Origin of the sequence: Cupriavidus mimosae (assembly GCF_023952485.1) — a bacterium.
Lineage (GTDB): Bacteria > Pseudomonadota > Gammaproteobacteria > Burkholderiales > Burkholderiaceae > Cupriavidus > Cupriavidus taiwanensis_C.
Window position 1 is genome coordinate 1 of record NZ_JALHRY010000001.1, and the last position, 17,505, is coordinate 17,505.

Consider the following 17,505-nt stretch of genomic DNA (forward strand, 5'->3'; position numbering starts at 1 on the left):
GAAGACCGACCCCAAGTCGCCGATCGCCGGCATGCCGATCCTGGAGGCGTACAAGGCCAAGACCATCATCGTCAACAAGCGCTCGATGGCCGCCGGCTACGCCGGTCTGGACAACGAGCTGTTCTATATGGACAAGACCATGATGGTGTTCGGCGACGCCAAGAAGGTGGTCGAGGACATGTTCAAGGCGGTCGAAGCATAACCCTGATGCCTGGCGTGAAGGTGTCTGCGTCTATAACGACATCCCACGTTCTGTCTGTGCCGCGTTTGCGGGCATCTTTTATTTTGATGACCGGTGTTATTATAAATAGACAGACAGCAAAGCTGCGCAGCCTGGCCTGATCGCTACCGGAACGCCCCGGCTGCGGGAGATCGCCAAGACTGCTCAGCCAGGATGATCGACATGAGCACAGCGTTCAGCAATTCCGGCACGAAGCGACATATCCAGCGCGTGGATTTCGGGCGCGTGTCTGTCTTCTTTGGCGAGAAGAGCGGCAAGTATCCCGACGGCAACCAGGTATTGATACGGGGCTCCGAGATCCGCGCGGCTTTCGACACGCCGCTTGTCGCGAACTACATCGGCCCCGAGTTTGACGCCACCGAGCTGGTGGTGATGGGCCATGTGCATGAGGACCATATGGCTGGATTGCATCGCCTGCCGGATGCATCGGTCCATGTGCACGAAGGCGATTTGCCGGCGGCAAGGAGCTGGGATGGCATGGTCGCCGCTTTCGGTAATGCGGCGTATGCATCGGAGACCCTGCTCAGGTTTCAGCGTGAATTCTTCTATGCGCCGCGGCCCGACGCGCAAGGCTACGTGGACGGTGCGTGCTGGGATCTGGGGCAGACCGGCATTCGGGCTTTCCACCTGCCAGGGCACACCGCGGGCCATACCGTTCTCCTGGTGGAACCGGAGGGGGTGGCTTTCACGGGCGATATCGACCTGACCGGATTCGGGCCCTACTATGGCGATGCAGGGTCAAGCCTGGGGGACTTCCGTCGCAGCCTGGCACGGTTGCCCGAGGTTCCGGCCAAGGTGTGGGTTACGTCCCATCATCGGGGCGTCTATACCGATCGTGAGCACTTCCTGCGCGATCTCGCTGCCTATGCGGCCAAGCTGGACCAACGCGAACAGCGCCTGCTGGCCTTGCTGCGGGAATCGCCAAAGACACTGGCACAACTGGCCGACTTGCGGCTGCTGTATCCGCCGGGCTTTCAAGGCTCATGGGTAGTCAATGCCGAGACCCGTACGATTTCCCGGCATCTGGCAGAACTGCTGGCGGACGGGCGGGTCGAGGTGAACGAAGACGGCGTCTACCGGGTGGGATGAGATACCCGGGAGGACCACTTCGGTAGCGACCGCCCTTGCATCATCTCCCGGTGCGGATCGCTGAAGCCGCCCGCATCGGGATTGCATCGGTTTGACGATTTCCGGCGCTCAGAAGTTGTGGCGGATGCCCAGCGCGACGCCGATCATGCTGTCCTTGCCAGCAGCGGGCTCATAGCCGTTGTTGAACGCAATGGACGCGGTGTCCAGGCACAGGCCGGCATTCTTTGCATAAGCGGTGGTCAGGTAAAGGTCCGTACGCTTGGAAAGGCGGTAGTCGGCGATGAACATCAACTGCCTCGGATTGCCCGCAGGCCGTAGCGCCGGCAAGGTCGAGGACCGGAACGTCTGGTAGTAGTAGTCCAGCGTCAGGCTCAGCGCAGACGTCATCTCGTAGTAGACGCCCGCCCAGTACAAGTTGTCGCGCGTCAGTGTCCGCCCCGGCGCAGTCGACATGCCCCAGCGGTATCCAGTCATGAAGATCGCTGGACCGACGGCGTAGCTGGCTGCTGCAGCGGCCTTCTTGAATGTGCCGGTACCGGCGAAGCCGCCACTGCCGACGATGCTCGGGTTCACCTGGTCGTAGGTGACGGTGGCACTGAATGGCCCCGCCGCATAGGACGCCCGGGCACCAAATCCGGTATCGCGGCGAAACTGGCCGGGAACCTCGCCCGGGCCACCCAGGCGGCTCAGGTCCACGGTGCCGCTGCTCCCGCCGGTGCCAAAGCTCCAGTGGGCCCCGACGCTGACAGGACCAAAGGTGCCCGAATATTTGACGGTGTTGTCCTCGCGGTACACCGGTCCGATCTGGGCGATCACGGGCTCATACAGGCTCGACATCGCCGCTGGCGAGAAGTTGGCCAGTGCCTCCAGCATCGAGGTGTATTGGCGACCGAAGGTGATCTTGCCGTAGGTGGCGCTCTGCAGGCCGACAAACGCCTGCCGGCCAAACAGGCGACCGCCTTGCTGCAGGGTGCCATCGTCTGCGCCGATGCCGCTTTCCAGCACGAAGACGCTGCTCAGTCCGTTGCCGAGGTCTTCCACGCCGCGCAGGCCCCAACGCGAACCCGAGAGACCTTCCCCGTTCAGCGCGTATCGATGGGCCGAGCCGCTGCCGGCGCTCCTGAAGTTGGTGTCGAATTCCAGATTGGTATCGAGCGTACCGTACAACGTGACCGACGACTGGGCGTGCGCCGCGCCTGCGAAGACACCAAAAGCTGCCAGTGCGACAACAGGCGTCTTGCCCCAGTCGCGTGCCAGCTTGCACGGCACCGCCGTGACCACAGCCCCATCCTTGTCAGAGGCATAGCGCCTGAATTCATCCATCGACGATCTCCTTGTTTGTCAGTTGCCTGGCGGCCGCATGCAGCGCATCGGCCGCGCACTCGTCCCGAAACCTGTCGGCGATTCGCGCAAATCGTGAATTAGCATAACGGCCGTGATGTTAAATAAAAAGGCAGGGTATTCCCTGCTTAGGCGGCGCCATGAGCTGGCACAGCTGTGGCCATGTGGGGCGTGCGAACGCCGGCACACTACCTGGGTGGAACAGACTGCGCATAGGACTTGCCCGAGCGGAGCTAGCCGGAGAGGGTCACGTGAAATCAAAACATAACGATGATTCTGTAAAATCACGCATCTGGCGGCTAACCACGCTGGCAGCCAGTGATCGAAATGCTCAAGAGACAGAACAAGACAATGGAAAGCGACGACGATATCGAGCAGGTCTCAATCCGGGGTCGTCCGGTCGGCGACCGCGAAGCGAAGCGCAAGGAGTTGTTGCGCGCTGCATCAGCCGTGATCGCACAGGAGGGCTATGCCAATGCATCGCTGCGCAAGGTGGCGAAGCATGCGGGCTACACCACCGGCGCGGTGACCTATTACTTCGCCAACAAGGAAGAGCTGGTCGTGGCGCTGATGGAAAGCGCATTCGACCGTTTCGACGCGATGCTGGAATCGGCCCGGGAAAGCGGTGACATCCTCGCCCCGTTCGAAAGCTGGATCAGGCTGACCGACCGCAGCACGCGGTTCTGGCCGGCGACATCGGAATTATTGGCGCAGGGACGACACGAGCCTGCGTTTGCGGAAGTCATCACCAGGCGCTACGCGCGCTATCGTCGCCTGCTCGCCGCCATTGTCAAGGACGCGCAGGAACGGGGGACGGTCCGCAACGATATTCCGGCGGACATCCTCACCGACCAGCTCGTTGCCATGGGGGATGGATGGATGATGATGTACCCGATCGAACCCAAGCGCTTCACGCCCAAGCGGATGCGGGCGCTCATCGATGCCTTGGCGGTGCTGGTTGCGCCCGTGCCGGGCGAGCGGAAGGCTGGCGGACGGGCGGCGCGCGCGTAGCACGGGTTCACAACTTGGGGGCGCCACGCAGGGCGCGAGCGACGTCAATGGCGGCTTTGGCGCCGGTCTCGATGGCACCGTCGATGCCGCCGACCCCGATGGGCGCTATGTCCGCGCCCGCGAAATGGATGCGGCCGTGGGGCTGCCGCATCAAGGGCGCGGCCTGCGTGAGATTGCCGGGGCGGTGATGCATCCATCCGCCTTTGGAGAACGGGTCGTTCGCCCAGTCCTGGCAGACCGTGTCCAACACTTCGATGTCAGGAATGAAGTCCCGCAGGGCTTCCTGTACTGCCTCGCGGTCATTGCCGTCCAGCATCGAGGTGTCGGCACAGAAGCACACCACCAGCGTATCGCCATGGTCGCGCCGCTCGGCATGGGCGGTGTTGATGGGATGCTTGCCCGCCGGTGCATAGATCACGAAGGGCTCGATCTCGCCCTTGACCCGTACCCAGATCTTGCTGGGCATGATCGGGTTTTCTTGCTCGATCATGACGCGCACAGGGCGCGGCAGCGCAGGCGTGACGGAAAACTCGCTCAGCATGTTCAGCGGTAATGCCACCACGGCGCGCCGGGACCGGATACGCTGTCCATCGCGCGTGGTCACAATGACCTCCTGCCCGTTGTCATCGACAGCGGCCACTGGCGTCGAGAGGCGCAGTTCGGCTTTCGATTCGGCGCTCATGGCGCCAATCAGACGACCGGTGCCGCCTTCGATCGGCCAGTGCCCGGCGATTTCCTTGAACGCGCTCCAGTTACCGAAGCAGATCGCGCACCAGAACAGCAGTTGCGCAAGCCCTTGCTCGCGTTCGGAGCAGACCAGGATGGACATCGCGTTGACCAGCACGTCGCGGTCGTACGCCGAAAGTTCAAGCGCGTCAAGCCGGTCGCCGATGGTTTGCCTGTCGATCGTGCCGACGTCGGCGGCTGCCAGGTCATCCACCTGGGGAAAGTGCATCCGCGCATCGGCAAAGAAGCGTGCGACCAGCGGCGTGGCCAGTTGGTTGAGCTGTTCCCACGTTCCGGCGTGTACCACGCCGTCGGCGTACCAATAGGCCTTGGTCACCGGCATTGGTGTCGCCAGGCCGATGCCATAGCGCTTGAGTTCGCGCCACACATGGGCCTGCGTCCAGTGCACGTAGGTGCCGCCCAGATCGAGGTCCAGGCCAAGCGCCTTGCCCCACCAGGTGCGCCCGCCAATCCGGTCACGCGCTTCGAGCAGCAGCACCGAATGGCCTGCCATGCTGAGGTCCCGCGCAGCGGTCACGCCTGCGAAGCCAGCGCCGATCACGGCTACGTCGTACAGATCTGTCATGGGAATTTCCGTATTGAGTTTCAGGTGATGCGTGGGCGGGAAAGAATGGCTCCCGGCAATTGCGATGCCGCCTCTCACGCTGCCTCATGCGCGGCGCGCCTTGCGGTTCGAACGTTCATCGAGACCGCTTGCGACCTTCAGGGCGCCGTTGAGGGCGAGCCAGCGCAGGGGTTCCGGCAGCGTCGCGGGCGGCGCATGTTGCATCAGCATGGCAAGCAGCGGGTTGCCGATGCCCTGGATGTCTTGCGCCAGCATGTGTCCGACCATGCCCTGTGTGCCGACGCCGTGGCCGGAGCATCCCGCCGCGTAGTAAATGTTCCGGTCTGCTCCTGTGCGGCCGATCACCGGCAGACCATCGTCGGCATAGCTGATGTAGCCGCTCCAGCAGCGCCGGATGGCGATGCTCCTCAAGGGCGGGAAGCGGTCATGCAGGGCCATCCGCAGCGCACGATACTGGTCGTGCTCGGGCACTTCGGGCGTCCGCGAGCCGAACGGGTAGCGCAGGCGCTTGGTCGTCAAGACCAGCGTGTTGCGCGCGGTCAGGCGATGGCTCTCCATGACCCAGTGCATCGTAGTGATGCCTTCGCGCCGGTACCATCCCAGCGCCGCCAGCTGTACCGGGGAAAGCGGTTCGGTCTCCATGGCCGAGAGCCGCAACGGCACCACCTTGTCCGCAAGCGGGCCAAGCCGGGGCGTATAGGCATTGGTGGCCAGGATCATGACCGGCGCGCTGACGCTGCCGCGGGGTGTCTGCACCTTGACGGTCGATCCTTCGGTGAATGACAGCAACGGCGTGTTTTCGTAGATCGTCACGCCTGCCCGCAGGGCCGCGCGCCGCAGTCCCAGGACGTACTTGCCGGGATCGAGGGTGCCGCCGTTCGGCACGTAACTCCCGAACAGGAACGCTGGCGGGATGCCGCGTGCGCGCATCTCGGCCTGGTCCAGGTATTCCGACGGGCATCCGAGTTCGGCGCTGATCCGCATGTCGTCGCGCAACCTGGCGTCCTGGGAGGGATCGATGCCGGCGCGGATCAATCCGGACTGGTTGTAGTCGCAGTCTATCTCGTGCTCAGCGAACTTGCCTTCGGCAAAGCTGACCCCGTCCTCGTAGAAGCGGACGATCTGCCTTGCTTTGTCATGGCCCGCCCGCTTGAGGAAGCGGTCGTACTTGAGTCCCTGCCCTCCGGCGAGATAGCCCGCGTTGCGGCTGCTCGCCCCATAGCCGCAGAATTCGCGTTCGAGCACGACCACCTTCACGCGCTGCCGGGCGAGCTCCAGCGCCGCGCATAGCCCGGCGAAGCCGGCGCCGACGATGACCACATCGGCGTTGGTGTGGCCCTCGAGCGATGGCTGCAGGTCAGCCGGCCTTTCGATCCAGCCGCCCAGCGTTCGATATGTCTTGAAGTCTTCGGTCACGTTGCCGCTTTCCTTTGTCTGGTGAGCCATGCGGGCGGGAACAACCCGCGCTTGACGCAAATGCCGTGTCAGGCAGCCATGGACGTGTCCGGGCACTGGCGCGCGCCGTTGGCGGCGCCTGAATCGTCACCGGCAACGTCCTCCAGCGAGCGGTTGGTCGTGCGGGGGCCGAACAGCGCAACGGGGATGGAGAAGACGATGTAACAGGCTGCCGCCGCTAGCATCACGCCGGTCATGCCGCCTGAGGAGAACAGGGCGGCGCCGAGCACGCCGGCGGCCGCTCCGCCAAAGCGTCCGCCAGACATCACGATCCCGCTGCCTAGTGCGCGCAGCTTCGTCGGAATCGCCTCCGGGATGTAGGTGTAGTAGGCGTTGACGACGAGCCCGGTGATGATGGCGGCAAGCCCCCCCGCGGCGACCACCACCCAGCTGGTGGCCGAGATGCCGAGCACGGCCAAGGGCAATGCGCTGAGCACGGACACGACCAGGATGGTGGACTTGCGTTCATACCGGTCGAGAAACAGCATGGCGACGAAGGGCGTGGCGCCATAGGTCACGTTCCACAGGAACTGGATGTAGTACGCATGTTCCTCGGAGTACTTGAGGCTGTATACGAGCGAGTAGGCGCCCCATTGACCGAACAGGTAGTAGGCCAGGCTGGCGCCAAAGAAGCCTAGCGTGAGCACGGCTATGGTTCGCATCAAGGCCTTGTCGTTGATGAGGTCGCGTAGCGTGGGCGCTGCGGCAATCGGTTGCATGGCGGCAATTGCGGGTTCGTCGAGCGGACCGCGGCGCAGCGCGCGCGCCTCCAGCTCGCCTACGATGCGATCGGCGCGGTCGAACTGTCGGCGCGAGACACACCAGCGCACCGATTCCGGCAGGATGAAGCGTGCCAGGGGAGCAATCAGCAGGCCAATGCTGCCCCCCAGGAACAGGTTGCGCCAGGCTTCGCTACTGCTGTGAGGAAGATAGAACATCGCCAGCGCGGCAGCGCCGATGCCGGAGACCACGAACCCGAACGTCACGATGGAGACGAAGCGGCCACGTGCCTTGCCGGGAAACATCTCGGCGATATAGACGAGCAGCACCGATGTGGCGGCCTGCACGCCGATACCCGTGACGACGCGGGAGGCCAGTATGGTCTCGTAGGTCGGCGCGAACGCCGTCGCCAACGCTCCCAGCGAGTACAAGACGGTGGTCCATACCAGGACTGAGCGTCGTCCCCATTGGTCAGACAGTCTTCCTCCCACCAGCGCCCCGACGAGCATCCCAATGAAGAACGCGCTGCTGATAAAGCCGATCTGCTCGGTGCTCAGGCTGGTGTGGGCCTTGATCGTGGGGCTGGCGTAGGCAAAGATGGCGTTGTCGTAGTACTCCAGCATCAGGTTGGCCGCAAGCAGCGCGGCCCAGACATAGTGGGAAGCCATTACCGGCAGGCGGTCAAGCCGCGCAAGAATGCTGGCTGGCTTGTCCGGTCTGACGACCGCATTAGGACGGTTCATGTTTGTGTCTCCATCAGCTTTGTCGCTGTTCTTTTTTCTAGGGGATGTTGTGCCGCGACCCTGGTGTGCAAACGGGCCGCGGCTTCTGGCTGTCAGCCGGCGCCGCAACCGGCGACTGCAATCGCGCGTATCTCGACCAGGAACTCGGGGCGTGCCAGCTGGCTTACGCCCACGCCTGTCCACGAGGGATAGCGGTCGGGGAAGTACGCATCCTTGACCTTCACGAACGCCTGGATCTCGCCGCGCAGGTCGGTGTGGAAAGTCATGATTTCCACGACGTCGGCCAGGCTGGCTCCCGCGGCTTCGAGCACCGCCTTCAGGTTTTCAAACGCCAGCCGGGACTGCGCTTCCATTCCCTGGCCCACCGTGGCCGTGGCCAGGTCGAAGCCCACCTGGCCGGACACCCAGATCATGTCGCCGACACGGGTCGCCGACGAGAAATGAAGCTGGTCGTAGTGCCTTGCCTGCGCGAGGCCGGGATTGATCATTTGTCGTTTCATGGCTCTGCTCCGTGCAAGGCGATATCAGGCGAGTTGACGAAAGACGGGAGAGCGGAACGGCTCGCCCTCATTGAGCTTGGCCATTTCTTCACTGAAGAGGGGCCCGTTGCGGGCATAGCGCGGGTTCGACATCGGCAGAGCGCGGAAGGTGGCGTCGTCACCAAAGAAGCGCAGCACCAGCGTGTGGCGGGTCGGGCAGCCGGCGTCGACGGCGGCTCCCCCGTGCAGCGAACGCGGATGCAGGAACACGACATCGCCGGGTGTCACCTCCCAGGAGATCACGTCCCAGGCATTGGGGTCTTCGGCGAGCTCCCTGTCGATATGCGGCAGGCGGGGGAAGGTGCCGTCGCCGTACAGCGGATCGGTCGGGTCAGCGGCATTCGCGAAACTGGCGCCGTCGTACTGGATGCCGCGATGGGAGCCGCGAATGATCTCCAGCGAATTCTTCTTTGGAATGGGCTGGAAGGTAATCCAGGCATTGCCCCAATGCTTGCCGGCCCACGGCAGGTTCGCGGTGTCCTGATGCCACGGTCCGCGGCCGCTGTTGCCGCCTTCCTTCGCGAACACCTCCTCGGCGAAATACCAGACATGCTGCGAGCCCCATAACTCCTGGAACATCTTTCCGAACGGCAGCGTCGCGACCAGATCGTCAAGCTTGTCCTTGACGACCGGATTGGCGTTATCGATATGGGTCTGCAGGCTGGTGCCGTCCAGCGAGCGGAAGTGATATGGGCCCGGGTTGGCGACGTTCCACTTGAACGCCTCGTAGCACCGGGCGAGTTGCTCCGGGTCGAGGCAGTGCTTTACAAGTACGGCGCCGTCCTCGCGAAACGCCTCTCGTTGGGATTGGGTGGTGAGCATGATAAGTCTCCTTCATTCCTCGGTGATGGACGCTGGCCGGCGCGATGCATGAACAATAACTCGCAATCCGATTTAAGACAACAGTCGTTGTGTTAATGTGTGGGCAGGGTGATGCTTGAAGGCTGCAAGCGCTTCCTGGCCTTGGAAGAGCCTCGGCGGCGTTATTCCCCGCTTGGTCGCGGCAGTCTCGGAATTCCATGCAGTGGAATTAGGGGGAGGCGAAACGGCCCGCCACGACCTAAGCTGCCTGTAACAAAGAAACGCGCCCGGTGCATGCAGTCCGATGCCCGCGGCGTTCCGACTTGTTCCAGGAGACACAGCATGCATCCGTTTCGTACCGGGCTCTTCCGCTGGCTTGCCACCGCCGCGATCCCATCCCTCATGGCCGCGGCAGCCCCCTTGCCCGCATTCGCAGCCTTCCCCGACAAGCCCATCCGCCTGGTGGTGCCGTTCGCCGCCGGCGGCGGTACGGACCTGGTGGCGCGCGCGATGGGCGTCACCATGGGGGAGGTGCTGGGCCAGCCCGTCGTCGTCGACAACAAGCCGGGCGGCGGCACCATCATCGGCACCGATGCGGTGGCCAAGAGTCCGCCCGACGGCTACACGCTGGTGATGGCGACCATGGCGCACGCAGTCAACCCCAGCCTGCACAAGAAGCTGCCGTTCGATACGGAGAAGGCCTTTGCCCCGGTGATGCTGGTGGGCTGCTCGCCCAACGTGCTGGTGGTGAAGCCGGATAGCCCCATCAAGAGCGTGCAGGACCTCATCAAGGCTGCCAAGGGCAATCCGGGCAAGCTGAACTATGCCTCGCAAGGCCCCGGCACTTCGGCGCATCTGGCCGGCGAGCTGTTCAAGAAGATGGCCAAGGTTGAGATAAACCACATTCCTTACCGTGGCGCCGGCCCGGCGATCACGGATCTGCTCGGCGGGCAGGTCGATGTGATGTTTGCCACCGCGGCCGCGGTGGCACCGCACCTGCAGAGCGGCAAGCTGCGCGCGGTGGCGGTCACGACCGCGCAGCGCTCGCAGGCGCCGGCATTGAGCCAGGTGCCGACGATTGCGGAAAGCGGCGTGCCCAACTACGCGGCGGATAGCTGGTACGGCCTGTTCGTGCCGGCCGGCACGCCGGCTGCGGTGATCACGCGGCTGAACGCAGCGGCCAGCAAGGCCGTGCACACCGAGGCGTTCCGCAAGCGCGCCGAGCACGAGGGGCTTGCCATCGGTGGCGGCACGCCGGACGAGTTCGGCCGCTACGTCAAGGCCGAGAGCGTGCGCTGGAGCAAGGTGATCCAGGCAGCCAACATCACCGCCGACTGAACGCGGCACTAGTCCGGAACCGATTGCACATACCGAACCGACAGGACCATGAACGACTATTCCCTGATTGAACTGAAGGTCGAAGCCGGCATCGCGCTGATCGCCTTCAACCGCCCCGACAAGCGCAATGCCATCAGCGACGACATGCGCTCGGAGTTCATCGACGCGCTCGAGCGCGTGGCCGCGGACCGGGCCGTCCGCGCGCTGGTGCTTACCGGCAACGGCAAGGGCTTTTGCGCCGGCGGCGACGTTGCCGGCATGCAGCGCCGCATGGAAGCGCCGCAGGGCGAGGTGGGTTTCAATGGCTGGAGCCGCCAGCAGCGCGTCCATCACACCGTCAGGCTGCTCCACACCATGCCCAAGCCGACCATCGCGGCGGTCAACGGTGCCGCGGCCGGGCTGGGCGCGGATACCGCGTTGTGCTGCGATTTCGTGCTGGCGTCCGAGGCGGCGTCGTTCTCGTGGTCCTATATCCACCGGGGCCTGATCCCGGACGGTGGCGGCATGTATTTCCTGCCTCGCCGCGTGGGGCTCTCGACCGCCAAGGAACTGGTCTTCACCGGCCGCAAGGTGGAGGCGCAGGAAGCCAGGGCGCTCGGCATCGCCGACCGCGTGAGCCCGCCCGATGCGCTGATCGGCGATGCGCTGGCCTGGGCGGCGGAACTGAGCCGGGGCTCGGCCACCGCGATCGCGCTGGGCAAGAGCATCATGAACCAGTCCTTCGAACTGCCTGCCGACCAGGTCTTCGCGCAGGGCAGCCAGGCGCAGGGCATCTGCTATACCAGCACGGCGCACCGCGAATCCGTGCTGGCTTTCCTGAACCAGAGCGCAGCCCGGGCCTGACACCATGAACGCGATCCAACGACTTGTCACACCGCGCAGCGTTGCCGTGATCGGCGCTTCCGCCGACCCCGCCAAGACTGCAGGCCGCCCGGTGGCCTACCTGCGCAAGCATGGCTTCAGCGGCGCAATCTATCCGGTCAATCCCCGGGTCCAGTCGATCGACGGGCTGCGCTGCTATCCGGACATCGCCTCGCTGCCGGAAGTGCCCGACGTGGGCATCGTGCTGCTCGGCGCCGAGCGAGCCCACCTGGCGGTGCGCGACCTGGCGACGCGCGGCGCGGGCGCGGCCATCGTGCTGGCGAGCGGCTATACCGAGACTGGCGCCGAGGGCGCACGGCGCCAGGCCGAACTGATCGAGGCGGCCGGCGGCATGCGGCTGCTGGGGCCCAATACCATCGGCCTGGTCAATCTGACCGACAACATCCCGCTGTCGGCCAGCGGCGCGCTGGAGATGGACCAGTTCCCTGCCGGCAGCATCGGCGTGGTGTCGCAAAGTGGCGGCATCCTCGGCGCCTTGCTGTCGCGTGCGGCGGCGCGCGGCATCGGCCTGTCCAAGCTGGTGTCGACCAGCAATGAAGTCGACCTGGACCTGGCCGACTTTATCGATTACCTGGCCGATGACGAGGCCACCCGCGTGATCGCGCTGTATGTCGAGAGCGTGCGCAACCCGGAAGCTTTCCGCCGCGCGGCGTTGAAGGCGGCGCGTGCGGGCAAGCCGGTGGTGGCGTTCAAGATCGGCCGCTCCGAAAGCGGCGCGCGCGCCGCGGTGTCACATACGGGCGCGCTGGCCGGCGCGGACCGCATGTATGACGCGCTGTTCGAACAGGTTGGCGTGCTGCGCGCGCAGACCTTCGCCGACCTGCTCGACATGCCCGCCGCGCTGGCGACCGGCCGCAAGCTGAAGGGAAACCGTGTCGCGATCCTGACCTCGACCGGCGGCGCCGGCACGCTGGTCTCCGACAGCCTGGGCGTGGCCGGCTTCGAGACGCCGCCACCGGACCAAGCCACCGCGGCGAAGCTGCGCGCGCTGCAGCAGGGCGAGCACGCGGCCCTCGACCGCAATCCCATCGATGTGACCCTGGCCGGCTTGCAGCCCGATCTGTTGCGCGCCGCGATCCGCATCCTGCTCGATAGCCCGAGCTATGACGCGGTGGCGGTGATCGTGGGCTCGTCCAGCCTGGCCATGCCAGACCTGATGGCCAATGCCATCCGCGACTGCCTGCCCGGCAGCGACAAGCCGGTGATCGCGTACGTGAGCCCGCATGCCCCGGAAGTGGCATCGCTGCTCAACCGTCGTGGCGTGCCGGCGTTCTCGGCGCCGGAGGCGTGTACGGTGGCGATCGATGCGATGTTGCGCGCGGGTAGTCTCGGCGTGATCGACGACGCGGGCACGCCCACGCTGCCATTGCCCGATCTCGCGGCCTATGGCACCGGCTCGCTCGACGAGGCTGCGGCCAAGCGCCTGTTCGGCGGCTTTGGCGTGCCGGTTGCAAGGGAAGTGGTGGTCGCCGATGGCGACGAGGCCACGGCGTCAGCACAGGCTTTCGGCGGCAATGTCGTGCTGAAGATCCTGTCGGCCGAGATCACGCACAAGAGCGATGTCGGCGGCGTGGCTGTCAATGTCGCACCGTCGGAGGTGGCGAGCCGGCTGGCGAGGATGGCAGGCGATGTGCACGCGGCCACGGGAATCGCGCCCCGGCGCTTCCTGGTGCAGGAAATGGTCACGGGCGGAGTCGAAGTCATCCTCGGCATGCACCGCGATGCGCTCGGCACGGCCATCCTGCTCGGCATGGGCGGCGTGACCGCGGAGCTGTTCGGCGATACCACGTTGCGGCTGCTGCCGGGCGCGCGCGGATTGACTCGCGAGGCTGCGCTGGCCATGATCGGGCGCCTGAAGACCGCAGCGCTGCTGCAGGGCTTCCGCGGCCGGCCGCGGGCCGATGTGGAGGCGCTGGCCGATGCCATCGTCGCGTTCTCGCGCATGGTTGCCACGCTGGGCGACCGACTGGTCGAGGCCGAAATCAATCCCGTCTTCGTGCTGTCCGCAGGGCTGGGCGTAGTGGCCGCCGACGGCGTGGCGGTGCTGGCTGGCCACGACCAGCCTTGATGGGTGCGGCCATGTGCAGCGAGCGCAAGCATGTGCTGGTGACTTCGGTCGATGGCTGCGACGTCGTCTGGCGCAGCTTTGGCGAAGGCCCGGCGACCGTGCTGCTGCATGGCGGCCATGGCAACTGGCAGCACTGGGCGCGCAATATCGGGCCGTGGTCCCGCACCCGCCGGCTGCTGGTGCCGGACATGCCAGGCTTTGGCGAATCGGGTGCGGCGCCGCGGGCCGACCTGCCGGGACTGGTCGAGATGCTGGCCCGGTCGCTGGCGCAGCTGTCGCCTGGCCGCATCGACGTGGTGGGATTCTCTTTCGGCGCGCTGGTGGCCGCGCATCTGGCCACCCACGATGGCCGTGGCGCTTTCGAAGTCCGCCGGCTGGCATTGCTGGGGCCGGCCGGCCACGGCGGTCCGCGCCGGGAGGCGCGGCCGTTGATCGACTGGCGCCGCTGCCAGGACCCGCAGGCGCTTGCCGAGGCCATGCGCCACAACCTGGCAGCCTTCATGATCAACGACCCCGCCGCCATCGACAGCGAAGCGGTGGCCATCCATACGCGTGCCTGTCGCGCGACGCGCTTCCACAGCAAGTCGATCTCGCGCGCGGGCGGATTGCTGCAGGCGCTTGCGCGCTTCCCCGGCCCGGTATGGATGCTCTGGGGTGAAGCCGATGTCACCATGTCGCCCGAATCGCTTGCCGCGATTGCCCGGGGCTCACGCGGCGCATCGGCCGCTGCAGCGCAAGTCCGTGTCAGCGTGGTGCCCGGCGCCGGGCATTGGGTCCAGTACGAGGCCCACGCGCAAGTCAACGCACTGCTGCAGCACTGGCTGCAGCAATCCGCAGTCACGCCGGCGCGGGCCGGCTGAGGAGAACCCATCTTGCACGCAACCGAGGCCTTCGGGCCCTTCTTCAGCACCATCAAGGCAGGGCCGCTGCCCGACGAGGTGCTGCATCACGCCAAGCGCGCGCTGGTCGACTGGCACGCGGCGCTGTTCCCCGGCATCGGCACCGACGCGGTCCAGCGGCTGCAGCGCGTGCTGGCGGAAGAACTGGACCGCGGCAACGCCATGCTGCCGCTGGGACAAAGCGCCACCGCGCGCGCCGCGGCGCTGCTCAATGGCGCTGCCGCCCACGCGGCGGAGATCGACGACAGCTTCCGGGACGCGATGTACCACCCCGGCGCCGCGACCATCGCCGCCGCGATGGCGGCCGCACAGGACGTGGGCGCCGGCGGCGAGACGCTGCTCAAGGCCATCGTGGTCGGCTATGAAGTGTCGACACGCATCGGCGTGGTGCTGGGCCGGGCCCACTATCGCTTCTGGCACAGCACCGCCACCGTCGGCACCTTCGGCGCGGCGGCGGCCGCGGCCTTCCTTTATGGCGCAAGCGAGGCGCAGCTGGCCCATGCGCTGTCCACCGCGGCGACCTTTGCCGCCGGACTGCAGCAGGCGTTCCGCATGGACTCGATGTCCAAGCCGCTGCACGCGGGCCGTGCCGCGGAGGGCGGCTTGCTTGCCGCCCGCGCCGCCGTTGCCGGCATCACCGGTTCGCTCGATGTGCTCGACGGTGAGACCGGCATGGGGCAGGCGATGTCGGATGGCCCTGACTGGAACGGGCTGGCTTCGACGCTCGGGCAAGACTTCCATATTTGCCGGCTGACCTTCAAGAACCACATCGGCTGCGGCCATACCTTCGCGGCCATCGACGGCGCGCTGACGCTGAAAGCGCGGCTGGGCATCGAGACCGCCCAGATCCGCCGCATCCGTGTCGCAACCTATCGTCCCGCGCTGGATATAGCCTGCTATCTGGAGCCCCGGAACGAAAACGAAGCGAGGTTCAGCCTTAAGTTCATCGTCGCCGCCGCGCTGGTGCATGGCAGCGTGCGCCTGTCGGCCTACACGCCGGAACGGCTGTGGGACCGCGAGACGCGCCGGCTGATGGACTGCATGACGGTCGAGGTCGATCCCGTCATCGATGGCTGGTTTCCGGGCAAGCGCGCGGCAAGGGTCGAGATCGAAACCACGGACGGCGCCACGGCAGACTACCTGCAGCCCAACCGCAAGGGCGATCCGGAGGATCCGCTGACCGATGCCGACCTCGACGGCAAGCTGATGGAGCTGGCGTCGCCGGTGATCGGCGCCGAGCGCGCGCGCCGGCTGGCGCAGCAGATCTGGTGCCTCGAGAGCGCGCCGGGGGTTACGCTGTTCGGCTAGTGCACGGGCCCGGGCAGACTGCGCTGTTGTGGTACGGTGCGTGCGATGCGGCAGGCCGCCAGCCCGCACAGGCGCGCTGGACGATGGACGCCGCCTTCCAACCGTATGAGGGCAAGCAGCGATTCCGCGTCATGGCACACAGCATCGTCAACACCGGACGGATCCGGCCAGGCAAGGGCAAGGCCACGCCCAACCGCTCGCTCGAACGTGGCATTGCCGTGCTGCGTGCCTTCCGTGCCGGCTCCTCCGTGCTCGGCAACGGCGAGATCGCCGAGCGTACCGGCCTGTCGCGCTCGACGGTCAGCCGCCTGACGCAATCGCTGGTCGAAACCGGCATGCTCGAGTACATCCCGGCATCCCGCGCCTACCGCCTGGGTGTTCCCGTCCTCTGCATGGCGCATGCGATGCGCGACAGCTCGCAGGTCCTCAAGGTGGCGACGCCGATGATGGTCGAGGTCGCGATGCAGCACCGGATCAATGTCGGCCTGGCGGTGGCCGAGGCCGACGAGATGGTCTACCTGGAATCGTTCCGCTACAACCGGCGCCAGTCGCTGCGCACGGTGGTGAGCGGGCAGCGCATCCCGATGGCGCTGACCTCCCTCGGTCGCGCGCACCTTGCCACGCTGTCCCCCGAAGCCTTCAGCGCGATGATTGGCGTTCTGGCCGACAAGAATCGCGGCCGGGGCTGGGGTGAGCTGCGCCGTCAAATCGAGGCCGCGGTGGCCTCGGTGCATGACAAGGGCTACTGCGTCGCGTCATGGCAGCCGCAGGTCGTGGCCATCGCGGCACCGATGCGTTTCGAAGGCTATGCGGTCCATGTGCTCAACGTAAGCATCGCCACGCCGCAGGAGCCCGCCGCGGTCGAGGCCATACTGGCGGGCCCGCTGATGAAGCTTGCCGCTGCGATACAGGAGCGGGTGGCGCGGGAAGCATAGGGGCTTCGACCCTTGTGGGCCCTCTGCCGGTATCGGCTAGCGTCGAGTGGTGTTTGTATGTAATATACAAAATATCACCATATCGGTGCGGCCACGAGCCGCCCGCCGGAGACGCCATGCTCGACCCGTCCCTGTTCGGCCGCATGTCCTTTGCCGTGGCGACGCCGCATGCCGGGCCGCTGCCCGCCGGCCGGCACCGGCTTGGCGTAACCGAGGAACGCGATGCCGTGCTGTTCGTCCCGGAAGGGCTTGCACCCCATGAGCCGGTGCCCCTGATGGTCATGTTCCACGGCGCCGGCGGCTTCCCCGAAAAAGTCCTGCCGCATCTCGAAGCCCATGCGCAGCGGCATCGGTTCCTGGTGCTGGCGCCGCATTCGCTCTATCCCACCTGGGACATCGTCATCGGCGGCAACGGCCCGGACCTGCAGCGGCTGCACCAGGCGCTGGCCGCGGTGACGTCGCGCTACCGGATCGATGCGCAGCGGCTGGCCTTTGCCGGATTCTCTGACGGCGCCAGCTATGCGCTGTCGCTGGGCATTACCAACGGCGATATCGCCAGCCATGTGATCGCGTTCTCCGGCGGCTTCATGTCGGTGTTCATGCAGACCGGCATTCCCAAGGTGTTCGTCGCACACGGGCTGGCCGATGAGCAATTGCCGGTTGCCAGCGGGCGCGCGCATGCGGCCAGGCTGCGCGCCGCGGGCTATGACGTGGAATACGTCGAGTTCGACGGGCCCCATGTCATCCATGCGCCGGTGGTCGAGCGCGCGATCGATTTCTTCCTGCAGTGAAACCCTGGCCGCTGGCCGGGCGCGGCCACGCC

The 17,505-nt window shown here is 65.9% G+C and carries 16 protein-coding genes; 10 read left to right on the forward strand and 6 right to left on the reverse strand.

Annotated features, from left to right (window positions below):
- Together MKD50_RS00005 and MKD50_RS00010 are read left to right on the forward strand one after the other, a co-directional pair.
- Positions 1-202: NAD(P)(+) transhydrogenase (Re/Si-specific) subunit beta (locus MKD50_RS00005; RefSeq protein ID WP_252666001.1), on the forward strand; the 202-nt coding region annotated here is incomplete at its 5' end.
- A gap of 201 nt (positions 203-403) precedes the next feature.
- Complete coding sequence (locus tag MKD50_RS00010; protein ID WP_115702668.1) at positions 404-1,330, forward strand: MBL fold metallo-hydrolase; 927 nt, start codon at positions 404-406, stop codon at positions 1,328-1,330.
- A gap of 108 nt (positions 1,331-1,438) precedes the next feature.
- On the opposite strand, the gene MKD50_RS00015 is transcribed toward MKD50_RS00010, so the two are convergent.
- Entirely contained in the window at positions 1,439-2,653 is a 1,215-nt protein-coding gene (locus MKD50_RS00015; protein ID WP_252666002.1) for a porin, read from the reverse strand.
- Between the two features lie 369 nt (positions 2,654-3,022).
- Between MKD50_RS00015 and MKD50_RS00020 the strand changes: the two genes are divergently transcribed.
- On the forward strand, positions 3,023-3,682 hold the full coding sequence (locus MKD50_RS00020; protein ID WP_115702355.1) for a TetR/AcrR family transcriptional regulator: 660 nt from the start codon (positions 3,023-3,025) through the stop codon (positions 3,680-3,682).
- Positions 3,683-3,689: 7 nt separating this feature from the next.
- On the opposite strand, the gene MKD50_RS00025 is transcribed toward MKD50_RS00020, so the two are convergent.
- The 5 genes from MKD50_RS00025 to MKD50_RS00045 form a co-directional block, all read right to left on the reverse strand.
- Positions 3,690-4,994, reverse strand: a complete 1,305-nt coding sequence (locus MKD50_RS00025; RefSeq protein WP_252666003.1) for a flavin monoamine oxidase family protein — start codon at positions 4,992-4,994, stop codon at positions 3,690-3,692.
- Between the two features lie 84 nt (positions 4,995-5,078).
- Positions 5,079-6,440 carry an NAD(P)/FAD-dependent oxidoreductase gene (locus MKD50_RS00030; protein WP_252666004.1) on the reverse strand — a complete coding sequence of 454 codons (1,362 nt, stop codon included), beginning with the start codon at positions 6,438-6,440 and terminating at the stop codon, positions 5,079-5,081.
- A gap of 38 nt (positions 6,441-6,478) precedes the next feature.
- Positions 6,479-7,912: an MFS transporter gene (locus tag MKD50_RS00035; protein WP_252666005.1), complete on the reverse strand. Its 1,434-nt coding sequence runs from the start codon at positions 7,910-7,912 to the stop codon at positions 6,479-6,481.
- A 92-nt stretch (positions 7,913-8,004) separates the two neighbouring features.
- Positions 8,005-8,412, reverse strand: coding sequence for a RidA family protein (locus MKD50_RS00040; RefSeq protein ID WP_115702350.1), 408 nt, complete (start codon positions 8,410-8,412; stop codon positions 8,005-8,007).
- Between the two features lie 24 nt (positions 8,413-8,436).
- Positions 8,437-9,273, reverse strand: coding sequence for a phytanoyl-CoA dioxygenase family protein (locus MKD50_RS00045; protein WP_252666006.1), 837 nt, complete (start codon positions 9,271-9,273; stop codon positions 8,437-8,439).
- 321 nt (positions 9,274-9,594) lie between these two features.
- On the opposite strand from MKD50_RS00045, the gene MKD50_RS00050 reads away from it, so the two are divergent.
- The 7 genes from MKD50_RS00050 (at position 9,595) to MKD50_RS00080 (ending at position 17,473) form a co-directional block, all read left to right on the forward strand.
- The gene (locus MKD50_RS00050) at positions 9,595-10,590 is read left to right on the forward strand and encodes a tripartite tricarboxylate transporter substrate binding protein (RefSeq protein ID WP_252666007.1); all 996 of its coding nucleotides are present in this window, start codon (positions 9,595-9,597) and stop codon (positions 10,588-10,590) included.
- Between the two features lie 48 nt (positions 10,591-10,638).
- Positions 10,639-11,433 carry an enoyl-CoA hydratase/isomerase family protein gene (locus MKD50_RS00055; protein ID WP_252666008.1) on the forward strand — a complete coding sequence of 265 codons (795 nt, stop codon included), beginning with the start codon at positions 10,639-10,641 and terminating at the stop codon, positions 11,431-11,433.
- A 4-nt stretch (positions 11,434-11,437) separates the two neighbouring features.
- Complete coding sequence (locus MKD50_RS00060; RefSeq protein WP_240071259.1) at positions 11,438-13,540, forward strand: acetate--CoA ligase family protein; 2,103 nt, start codon at positions 11,438-11,440, stop codon at positions 13,538-13,540.
- Positions 13,540-14,400 carry an alpha/beta fold hydrolase gene (locus MKD50_RS00065; RefSeq protein WP_252666009.1) on the forward strand — a complete coding sequence of 287 codons (861 nt, stop codon included), beginning with the start codon at positions 13,540-13,542 and terminating at the stop codon, positions 14,398-14,400. The genes MKD50_RS00060 and MKD50_RS00065 overlap by 1 nt, the downstream gene beginning before the upstream one ends.
- A gap of 12 nt (positions 14,401-14,412) precedes the next feature.
- Positions 14,413-15,747: an MmgE/PrpD family protein gene (locus MKD50_RS00070; RefSeq protein ID WP_252666010.1), complete on the forward strand. Its 1,335-nt coding sequence runs from the start codon at positions 14,413-14,415 to the stop codon at positions 15,745-15,747.
- Between the two features lie 131 nt (positions 15,748-15,878).
- Positions 15,879-16,682 carry an IclR family transcriptional regulator gene (locus MKD50_RS00075; RefSeq protein WP_115702664.1) on the forward strand — a complete coding sequence of 268 codons (804 nt, stop codon included), beginning with the start codon at positions 15,879-15,881 and terminating at the stop codon, positions 16,680-16,682.
- Positions 16,683-16,798: 116 nt separating this feature from the next.
- The gene (locus MKD50_RS00080; RefSeq protein ID WP_252666011.1) at positions 16,799-17,473 is read left to right on the forward strand and encodes an alpha/beta hydrolase; all 675 of its coding nucleotides are present in this window, start codon (positions 16,799-16,801) and stop codon (positions 17,471-17,473) included.
- Positions 17,474-17,505 lie beyond the last annotated feature (32 nt).

Excerpts from the sequence above, each read along its gene's own strand:
- MKD50_RS00010 (WP_115702668.1), top strand. The coding sequence starts at position 404 with ATGAGCACAGCGTTCAGCAATTCCGGCACGAAGCGACATATCCAGCGC.
- MKD50_RS00015 (WP_252666002.1), bottom strand. The coding sequence starts at position 2,653 with ATGGATGAATTCAGGCGCTATGCCTCTGACAAGGATGGGGCTGTGGTC.
- MKD50_RS00020 (WP_115702355.1), top strand. The coding sequence starts at position 3,023 with ATGGAAAGCGACGACGATATCGAGCAGGTCTCAATCCGGGGTCGTCCG.
- MKD50_RS00025 (WP_252666003.1), bottom strand. The coding sequence starts at position 4,994 with ATGACAGATCTGTACGACGTAGCCGTGATCGGCGCTGGCTTCGCAGGC.
- MKD50_RS00030 (WP_252666004.1), bottom strand. The coding sequence starts at position 6,440 with ATGGCTCACCAGACAAAGGAAAGCGGCAACGTGACCGAAGACTTCAAG.
- MKD50_RS00035 (WP_252666005.1), bottom strand. The coding sequence starts at position 7,912 with ATGAACCGTCCTAATGCGGTCGTCAGACCGGACAAGCCAGCCAGCATT.
- MKD50_RS00040 (WP_115702350.1), bottom strand. The coding sequence starts at position 8,412 with ATGAAACGACAAATGATCAATCCCGGCCTCGCGCAGGCAAGGCACTAC.
- MKD50_RS00045 (WP_252666006.1), bottom strand. The coding sequence starts at position 9,273 with ATGCTCACCACCCAATCCCAACGAGAGGCGTTTCGCGAGGACGGCGCC.
- MKD50_RS00050 (WP_252666007.1), top strand. The coding sequence starts at position 9,595 with ATGCATCCGTTTCGTACCGGGCTCTTCCGCTGGCTTGCCACCGCCGCG.
- MKD50_RS00055 (WP_252666008.1), top strand. The coding sequence starts at position 10,639 with ATGAACGACTATTCCCTGATTGAACTGAAGGTCGAAGCCGGCATCGCG.
- MKD50_RS00060 (WP_240071259.1), top strand. The coding sequence starts at position 11,438 with ATGAACGCGATCCAACGACTTGTCACACCGCGCAGCGTTGCCGTGATC.
- MKD50_RS00065 (WP_252666009.1), top strand. The coding sequence starts at position 13,540 with ATGGGTGCGGCCATGTGCAGCGAGCGCAAGCATGTGCTGGTGACTTCG.
- MKD50_RS00075 (WP_115702664.1), top strand. The coding sequence starts at position 15,879 with ATGGCACACAGCATCGTCAACACCGGACGGATCCGGCCAGGCAAGGGC.
- MKD50_RS00080 (WP_252666011.1), top strand. The coding sequence starts at position 16,799 with ATGCTCGACCCGTCCCTGTTCGGCCGCATGTCCTTTGCCGTGGCGACG.